This is a genomic window from Protofrankia coriariae, from assembly GCF_001017755.1.
Taxonomy (GTDB): Bacteria; Actinomycetota; Actinomycetes; order Frankiales; family Frankiaceae; genus Protofrankia; species Protofrankia coriariae.
Window position 1 is genome coordinate 45,556 of record NZ_JWIO01000029.1, and the last position, 8,632, is coordinate 54,187.

Annotated in this window: 8 protein-coding genes; 4 read left to right on the forward strand and 4 right to left on the reverse strand. The window is 66.8% G+C overall.

Annotation, left to right across the window (positions count from 1 at the left end; translation table 11 throughout):
- Nucleotides 1-69: 69 nt before the first annotated feature.
- The 4 genes from FrCorBMG51_RS17130 to FrCorBMG51_RS29800 all read right to left on the reverse strand — a co-directional run bounded on the left by FrCorBMG51_RS17130 (nt 70) and on the right by FrCorBMG51_RS29800 (nt 2,391).
- Nucleotides 70-480: a hypothetical protein gene (locus FrCorBMG51_RS17130; RefSeq protein WP_047224071.1), complete on the reverse strand. Its 411-nt coding sequence runs from the start codon at nt 478-480 to the stop codon at nt 70-72.
- 35 nt (nt 481-515) lie between these two features.
- Nucleotides 516-1,352 (reverse strand): IS5 family transposase, encoded by an 837-nt coding sequence (locus FrCorBMG51_RS17135; RefSeq protein WP_047224072.1) that lies wholly within the window; start codon nt 1,350-1,352, stop codon nt 516-518.
- A gap of 484 nt (nt 1,353-1,836) precedes the next feature.
- On the reverse strand, nt 1,837-2,154 hold the full coding sequence (locus tag FrCorBMG51_RS29795; protein ID WP_200902480.1) for a hypothetical protein: 318 nt from the start codon (nt 2,152-2,154) through the stop codon (nt 1,837-1,839).
- A 27-nt stretch (nt 2,155-2,181) separates the two neighbouring features.
- A complete protein-coding gene (locus FrCorBMG51_RS29800; RefSeq protein ID WP_200902481.1) occupies nt 2,182-2,391 on the reverse strand; it encodes a hypothetical protein in 210 nt (69 codons plus the stop codon).
- A gap of 1,883 nt (nt 2,392-4,274) precedes the next feature.
- Here FrCorBMG51_RS29800 and FrCorBMG51_RS27085 point away from each other — a divergent pair.
- From FrCorBMG51_RS27085 to FrCorBMG51_RS17165, 4 genes are all read left to right on the forward strand, one after another.
- A complete protein-coding gene (locus tag FrCorBMG51_RS27085; RefSeq protein ID WP_086055521.1) occupies nt 4,275-4,748 on the forward strand; it encodes a restriction endonuclease in 474 nt (157 codons plus the stop codon).
- Nucleotides 4,745-6,490, forward strand: a complete 1,746-nt coding sequence (locus FrCorBMG51_RS17155; RefSeq protein WP_047224074.1) for an HsdM family class I SAM-dependent methyltransferase — start codon at nt 4,745-4,747, stop codon at nt 6,488-6,490. The genes FrCorBMG51_RS27085 and FrCorBMG51_RS17155 overlap by 4 nt, the downstream gene beginning before the upstream one ends.
- A gap of 17 nt (nt 6,491-6,507) precedes the next feature.
- Nucleotides 6,508-7,686, forward strand: coding sequence for a restriction endonuclease subunit S (locus tag FrCorBMG51_RS17160; protein ID WP_047224075.1), 1,179 nt, complete (start codon nt 6,508-6,510; stop codon nt 7,684-7,686).
- The coding region (locus FrCorBMG51_RS17165; RefSeq protein ID WP_047224076.1) for a type I restriction endonuclease at nt 7,686-8,632 on the forward strand (947 nt) is incomplete at its 3' end. The genes FrCorBMG51_RS17160 and FrCorBMG51_RS17165, both read left to right, overlap by 1 nt.

Genomic DNA, 8,632 nt, shown 5'->3' on the forward strand with positions numbered 1-8,632 from the left:
CGAAGATCCCAACAGCCAAACCAGACGATCAAAAACCTAAGTGGGTGTTCTGTGAGTCTTCGTCGGGTCTCAGCTTGAGCTGATCTCTGGGGTGGGCCGGGGCAGGACGAACAGGCCGGGGTCGGGTTCGGTGAGCACGCCGCGGTCGACGAGGCGTTTCAGTTTGGCGCGCATGCTTTCGATGTGGCGGGGTTCGGTGCCGGTGCCCAGTGCCTGGCAGGCGTCCTTGGCGCGTAGCCCGTTCCCGTCGTGCTCGAACAGGGCGACCACCTCGCGATAGCCTGGCGGCATCTCGACCGGTGTGGCGTTGTCCTCGGCGGACAGGTCCAGCACCGTCTCGCGGGTGATTTCCAGCCGTTCCAGGTCGTGTTCGGCGGCGGCGAGCTGCTCGGTGAGCCCGGCTATCTCGGCCTGGAGCCGTTCCACGGTCCGCGCGGCCCGGACACGCCGGGCCTCGATCCGTTCCAACAGGTCCTTCATCACCGCTCCCGCCTCTCGCACCCGTCGTTTGTTGGTCAGGTCGGCGGGTCGCGCCAGGTCGGGGTGGCCGCGCGGGTCAGCCGGCGGGTCATCACGTCGACCATCGACCAGTGGATCCTCGCGACCGCGCTGGCCGGTCTCGCTTCGTAGTCCCGGGCCAGGCGGCGGTGCAGCATCAACGTGCCGAAGGTCTGCTCGACTCGCCACCGCTTGGGCAGCGGGGTGAACCCCCGCCCCCGAGGCCCGTGGCCGACGACCTCGACGTCGATGCCCAGAGCGGCGCCGTGTTCGGCGACGGTGTTCTTGAACCCGGCGTCCACCCACGCCGTACGCACCGACGGCGCGGCGAGCGCGACCGCGTCCAACAGGGCGGTGCCGATGAGGTTGTCGTGCACGGACGCGGCGACGACCGTGACGGCGATGAGCAGGCCAAGGGTGTCGGTCGCGATCCCGCGTTTTCGGCCCCGGCTTTTCTTTCCCGGATCCAGCCCCGTGGTGTCGGCCGGGGCGTTGGTGGAGGACCGGACCGTCTGGGAGTCCAGCACGACCGCGCTCGGATCAGCCGGGCGGCGGTGATGCTCCCGGACCTGCCAGCGCAGTAGGTCGTGGATCGTCTCGGTGGTCCCGTCATCCCGCCAGGCGCCGAAGTAGTAGTACACCGCGGACACCGGTGGCAGGTCGTGGGGAAGATAGCGCCACTGGCAGCCGGTCCGGGTCTGGTACAGGACCGCGTTCACGATCTCCCGCATGTCGTAACGACCCGCATGCCCGGACACCGATGGGTGCGCCGCCTTCCACGCGGTGAGGACCGGGCGGATCAGCTCCCACGCTTCGTCCGACAGATCACTCGGGTACGGTTTGCGTTCGCTCACGCCTTCCAGCAGAACGCACCCACCACCAGGCGCAACCCGACCAGCCCCGAAACCGCCACCAGGCACGCAAACCAGACATCAACTCAGACCCAGACCCGGCAAGAGCTCACAGAACACCCACTCAGAAGATCGCGTCTCGCCCGTAGCGCGGGCCGCGATCCTCCGATGACGACGGGTCAGCGTGTCTGCGCGCCCCCTGGCCGCGCGCACCGCCAGCCTCCGCCACCGGCTTCCCGGCAGCCCCGTGTGCCCGAGTCCCTGCGAGACCTGGCCTTCACAACCCTTCAGGCCGTCTTCGGTGACCCCCTCGCCAAGCCGGCCGAGGGTACACAGTGCCCCCGCGATCCTGCTCTTGCTTGACAGCCGATTCCGGCATTGGCGAGACGCCGGAGCCGTGACGGCGAGCGTCTATTCCGAGCTGCCCGGGCCAGGTTCTGCCATGGTCGAGTCGCCCGGCCTGAGCATGGCCGGCAGCACTCCCGCCCTACAGCGAGAACTGGCCCTCCTGCCGGAGCACTTCCAGCACCTCGTCCGCCAGCGCCGCCACCGGTAACTTGCCGTCGAGGATGACCGTGTCACTGGGCAGGGTGTCCTCGGCGGCGGCACACCGATCGACCTGGGCGAGGCGCCATCGCCGGACCTCGGCATCCCGCTGCGGGTCGCCGGGGTGGATGACCTGCCCGGTGATCCGCTCCCGCAGCCGTGCGGGCGGCACCTTGAGGAAGAAGTGCCGCACCGCGATCCCGTATGCGGCCAGCCCGCCGAAGATCTCCCGCGCGTATCCCGGATCGACCACGGTCATCGGCGCGAGGACGAGCCCGTCGTGCTGCTAAACCAGCACCCGCCCGGTCTCCACGACCAGAAGCCTCCACGCGGGCAGGTCCTGGAAGTCACCCGACGGGGCCGGGGGGAGCATGTCGCGCAGCATGAACCCGACCTCCTCCGGGTCGAACACCACCGCGTCCGGGCACCGCCGTCTCAGCTCCTCGGTGAACGTCGTCTTACCCGCCCCGAACGATCCGTTGATCCAGCAGATCATGCGTGCTCCCTGCACCCGATGAAGAGCCTGGGGAGAGACCATAGGTGACCATAGCGTGACCGCAGCGACCTAACCGTCGCAATGCCAGGAGACTGGCCCAGCGAATCAGACAGCGCGGCGACGCTGGCTGTCCCCGCTGCTCAGCGCAGAAAGACTGCCGCCGATCGCTACCGCCTGCCCCGCCTGCGCGTTTCGCTGCTCCCGATCGTGAAGGCCGGCCTCCCAGCGACTGCCGCGCCTCCAGTCACGCGATGCCGCCCTGCGAAGCGGACCGGCGACCGCTACCGGGGACGACGACGCCCGAGAACGGTCAACCTCGTCATCGCGCTGACGAACGCGACGAGGAGCAGCAGACTCCCGCCGAGAGCCGCCTGCATCCCCAGACGGGCCCGCAAGTCCAGTGCACCGGCGGCGCTCGATCTCCCGGCAAGAATCACCAAGACGACTTCGAGGATGACAACGAGTACCACCATGCCCATCAGCGCGCTGGGGTCCCGGAGCCGACGCTGGAGCTGGCGCGCTGCGGCCCTGTCCTGGTCTGCTGCGGCCTGCTGGGCAGCGTCTTCCCGGCCATGGCGCCGCAGGTAGCAGATGAAGTCATGTTCTTGCAGGTAGCGCGGCCTGGCGGCGGAGTCCCATTCGCCCGCGGCGGACAGGAGCCGCAGCGCGGTCCCGATCGTATCGAGTGCCTCCGAGAGCAGGCCGCACATCCGCTGCCCCTGCGCCAGGCAGTACCGGATTTTATGATCATCGGGATAGATGCTGGCCGCCTCGGCAGCATGGCGGCGCAGCAATTCCCCCCGCCCCTCGAACGGCGGTGCCACACGCAGCCCGTCCAGGCAGACGTCCACGACCTGCCGTGATCGCAGGGCAGCGTCCCACGCCTGGGTGAACAGACCGGTGGCGTACTCGACGGTCCGCCGACGGCTGCCGAACGCGGCGAACGCACGGAACGCCGCGAGCAGAGGACCGTGTGCCTGGTCCCGGCCGGTGGCGATCAGCGGCGAGGATTCCAGGAAGAGGTCCAGCTCATCGAACCAGTAGTTCGCCCGCAACTTGGCGGCGTGGTAAAGCACGACAAAGCTGCGGACGTCGGCGGGCTCGTCGGCGAGCCTGCCCNNGGGCTCGTCGGCGAGCCTGCCCGTGGCCGCGGCGACGTCGTAGCGCGAGTCGACTGTGTCCCTGGTCGCCTCCGCGAACCCGAGCGACCACACCTCGACGATCACGTCCCGCTGCTGGGCTGTCAGGTCGTTGGTATGTGCGGCCAGCCAGCGGGCGCACTGGGCCGCGACCTGCATAGTCGGCTCAGTGAGCAGGCGGCGCCCCCAGTAGAGCCGCGAGCAGGTTAGCCACGGGTCGGCGATCGCGTCAGCGGCGCGGACCTGGAACGGCGGCTCGACGCCGGCCGCGGCCAAGGCCGCCGCAGTGGCGTCGCAGACGCGACGCAGATCCCGCGGGTCGGTCGGATCGACCTGGCCGAGCCTCGTGAGGATGGCGGCGATGTCGGTGTCCACGGGCCCCCTCGCATCACGGTGATGGCACCGATATATCACACGGTCGACAGTTTTCGACACAAAGAGCAACATTACGACCGATCTGCCGTCGGGCCGGTACCCCTACCCGGCCACTCGATGATCTATCCAGATCGCGACTCCCGCATCGTCTTACTGCGGACCCGAGACGGTGAAGTTCCGCGATGATCCGCGCCGGTCGTCGGCCCGTAGTCCGCGGCCACGATCCCGCGTCCACCGAGATCAGATGCTCTCGTGGTGAGCGTGGCGTGGTCCTAAGCCGCCGCAGCGTAGGGCGGTCTTTAGCCGGATGCTGACTGTGTCGCAAGGGTCTTGGCGTGATTGTCAGACCTGTACGGCAGACTATCGCCCGTGGGGATCACGATTCGCGAGTTGCCGGGGGATCCTCGTGCCGCGTCGCTGGACGAGCGGGACAAAGGTGACAAGTTCGAGCTGCTGATCAAGGTGTACCTGGAGGCCGACCCGGGGTGGACCGAGAGGTTCTCCGAGGTCTGGCAGTGGACGGCCTGGCCTGGCCGTGCCGGGGTGACCGACGTCGGGATCGACCTGGTCACCGCGAACCGTGGCCAGAGCGGCTTCACCGTCTGCTCGCCGACGACGAGGTGCTGGTCCTCGCCGTCGTCGACAGCGGTACGTCGCCGAGAACTTCCAGCAGGCCATGCCTCGAGTCGGGTGAGATCAGAATCGACGAGCCCGCCAGACTGCTCGGTTGCTGGAACGGACTGGTCAGGAACTTCGGCCGCCGAACACGGCGGCGCCGGTGGCCCATGGCCCGGGCGTCCGGCACTCCGTCTTCGCGTGAGATTCCCTCAAGGAGCCCTGTGAGCACCCTCGGTAGTTTCATCTGGTCGATCGCCGACCAGCTTCGGGGTCCCTACCGCCCCAACCAGTACGGCAACGTGATCCTCCCGCTCACGATCCTGCGCCGGCTCGACTGCATCCTCGAACCCGACCGGGAGACGGTCCGCGAGCTCGCGCGGACGTTCGACAATCCGAACCGGCTGAAGATCGAGGTGAAGAAGGCGACCGGCAGGCCGTTCTACAACACCTCCCACTACGGATTCAGCAACCTCCTGGCCGACGCCGACGGGCTGGCGGACAACCTGGCCGACTACATCGACCGGTTCTCGGCGGACGTGGACGTGTTCGAGTACTTCGACTTCAAGAAAGAGATCCTCGCTCTGGAGAAGGCCGGGCTCCTACGCGAGATCGTCACCTCGTTCAAGGCAATCGACCTGCACCCCGATGTGGTGTCGAATGCCGACATGGGCGATGCGTTCGAGTACATCATCCGTAAGTTCAACGAGGCCGCGAACGAGACCTCCGGCGACCACTACACCCCGCGCGACGCGATCCGCCTGCTGGTCGACCTGCTCTTCGCGGAGAAGGACGTCGACCTGACCGAGGCCGGCATCGTCCGCACCCTCTACGACCCGACCGCGGGCACCGGCGGCATGCTCGCCCTGGCCGAGGAGCACCTGCTCGCGGAGAACCCGGACGCGAAGCTGAGCCTGTACGGCCAGGAGTACAACCCGCAGTCGTACGCGATCTGCAAGTCGGACCTGCTCGCCAAGGGCCACGACGCGACCAACATCGCCTTCGGCAACACGCTCACCGACGACGCCTTCAAGGGCAAGAAGTTCGACTTCTGCATGTCCAACCCGCCGTACGGCGTCGACTGGAAGCAGTACGCCAAGAAGGTCACCAAGGAGCGCGACGAGGCCGGCCCGTACGGCCGGTTCGCCCCCGGCCTGCCGGCGACCTCGGACGGGCAGATGCTCTTCCTGCTTCACCTGGCCCACAAGATGCGGGCACCCGCGGACGGCGGCGGCCGGGTCGGGATCGTCATGAACGGCTCGCCGCTGTTCAACGGCGCCGCCGAGTCCGGGCCTTCCAACATCCGCAAGTGGCTGCTGGAGAACGACCTGGTCGACGCGATCGTCGCACTGCCAACCAACATGTTCTTCAACACCGGCATCGCCACGTACATCTGGATCCTCGACAACACCAAGCACCCCGACCGCAGGGGCCTGGTCCAACTCATCGACGGCACCTCGTTCTGGACCAAGATGCGCAAGAACCTCGGCTCCAAAGGTCGCGAGATCTCCGACGCCGACCGCAAGAAGGTCGCCCGCCTGTACGCCGGCTTCCTCGACGCCGACCCCGACTACTCCAAGGTGCTGCGCAACGACGAGTTCGGCTACTGGACCATCACCGTCGAACGGCCGCTCCTCGGCGAGGACGGCAAGCCGGTCGTCGACCGCAAGGGCCAGCCCAAGCCCGACCCGAAGAAGCGCGACACCGAGAACGTCCCCTTCACCTACGGCGACTCGACCGCCGGCCGGGCCGGCAAGATCGAGGTCATCAACGCCTACTTCGCCGCCGAGGTGAAGCCGCACGTCCCCGACGCCTGGATAGACTGGGCCAAGGTCAAGACCGGCTACGAGATCCCCTTCACCCGTCACTTCTACAAGTACGTCCCACCCCGCCCCCTCGCCGAGATCGACGCGGACTTGGAGAAGCAGGTCGCCAAGATCCTCGACCTGCTGCGAGAGGTTGAGAAGTGACCCGATTCGGACACGCAATGGAGAAGATCGACGAACGCATCCCGGGCGTGGATCTTCCGCTCATGTCGGTATCCCAGACGCGGGGCGTGATTCGGCGAAGTGAGTTGACGGACGCCCCTCAGCGGGCAGAGTCACTCGACAACTACAAGGTGTGCCGGACCAACGACATCGTCTTCAACAAGATGAGCATTCGCTCTGGCGCAATGGGCGTGGCGGCCGAAGACGGGCTCGTCACCTACCACTACGAGGTCATGCGACCTCGCGAAGGAACGGACCCGCGTTTCATCGCCTACTTGATGAAGTCGTCGTGGTTCACCGAGGAACTCATCAAGCGGGAGCGCGGCATCGGCGCGGGCGACCAGGCCAACGTTCGCACCACGGAGGTGCCGTTCTCAGCCCTGAAGACGATCGATGTCTACATACCGAACCAATCTGAGCAACGCGCTATCGCCAACTACCTCGACCGCGAAACCGTCCGCATCGACACGCTCATTGAGGAGCAGCGGCGCCTGATCGAGATGCTCCGCGAGCGGCGTACGGCAGTTATTGCCCATGCGACCTCGAAGGGCACAGAGGTCGAGTTCCGCCGCGTTATCACGGCACTACGTCAGGGGTGGAGCCCCAATTGTGAGAATTGGCCCGCAGACGGAGTGACGGAATGGGGAGTGCTGAAGGTCGGATGCGCGAACACCGGCCGGTTCCAACCCGCCGAGAACAAGCGGCTCCCTGATGACGAGAATCCCCGGCCGGAGTTCGCGCTGCGTCGGGGCGAACTCGTCATGTCACGCTCGAACACGAAGGACCTGGTCGGTGCGGCTGCCGTAGTGGACGACGACTACCCGCGGCTGCTCCTTTCCGACCTAACCTACGGAATATCACTCGCGTCCGACGCCGATCCGGTGTTCGTTGCTTTTGCACTTGGCTCCCCTGCCATACGTGTGCAGATCAGCGCGGCGTCCAAAGGCATGAGCCACACGATGCAGAAGATCTCTCAGAGGGACATTCGGGAACTTCGCATTCGGCTGCCTGACCCGGATGAGCAGCACCGGATCGCGACGTACCTTGATGAGCAAACCGCGAAGATCGACACGCTCATCGCCGAGGCTGAGCGGTTCATCGAACTCTCAAAGGAGCGGCGGGCGGCGCTGGTCACGGCGGCGGTGACGGGGCAGGTCGATGTGCGGGAGTTGGTCTGATGGCCGACCACAACGAGGTCGTCTTCGAGTCCGAGGTCTGTGCATACCTGGAGGCTCGCGGGTGGTTGTACTCGGTGGACGACTCCGGGTATGACCGTGAGCGGGCGCTCTTCCCCGAGGATGTGTTTGCCTGGTTGGAGGAGACCCAGCCGGCGGCGTACGGGAAGGCGTTGAAGGCTGCCGGGTCGGAGGCGAAGTTCCTCGACGTGCTGACCACGGCGCTCGACAAGCCGCTGGAGCATGGCGGCGGGACATTGAACATCCTGCGCAACGGGGTCGTCTACATCGGTGGTGGCCGGTTGAAGCTGGCGCAGTTCCGGCCGGAGACCAGCCTGAATGTGACGACGGTGGCGCAGTATGCGGCGATGCGGGTGCGGGTGATGCGGCAGGTGCGTTTCTCCACCGCGGATCAGCGCAGTCTGGACCTGGTGTTCTTCGTCAACGGGCTGCCGGTGGCGACGGTGGAGTTGAAGACGGACTTCACGCAGTCGCTGGACGAGGCGATCAGCCAGTACCGCAAGGACCGGCGCCCGGTCACGAACGGCCGGCCGGAGCCGTTGCTGTCGTTCGGGCATCGGGCGCTGGTGCACTTCGCGGTCTCCAACGACCTGGCGGCGATGACCACCAGGTTGGAGGGCGAGAAGACCCATTTCCTGCCGTTCAACATCGGCCACGACGGCGGGGCAGGGAACCCGCCAGGTGCCGAGGGTCGGTCGGCGACGGCGTACCTGTGGGAGCGGGTCTGGGAGAAGGACACCTGGCTCACCATCATCGGACGGCTGATGATCGTGGAGACCAGGCAGGAGTGGGACGTCGCGACGGGGACGTCGGTACGGCGCACCAGCATGCTCTTCCCGCGGTTCCACCAGTGGGAGGCCGTGACGAACATCGTCGATGCCGTCCGCGAGGAGGGCGCCGGCCACCGGTACCTGATCGAGCACTCGGC

Coding starts and splice junctions, on each gene's coding strand:
- FrCorBMG51_RS17130 (WP_047224071.1), bottom strand. CDS start 480: ATGAAGGACCTGTTGGAACGGATCGAGGCCCGGCGTGTCCGGGCCGCG.
- FrCorBMG51_RS29795 (WP_200902480.1), bottom strand. CDS start 2,154: ATGACCGTGGTCGATCCGGGATACGCGCGGGAGATCTTCGGCGGGCTG.
- FrCorBMG51_RS29800 (WP_200902481.1), bottom strand. CDS start 2,391: ATGATCTGCTGGATCAACGGATCGTTCGGGGCGGGTAAGACGACGTTC.
- FrCorBMG51_RS17160 (WP_047224075.1), top strand. CDS start 6,508: ATGGAGAAGATCGACGAACGCATCCCGGGCGTGGATCTTCCGCTCATG.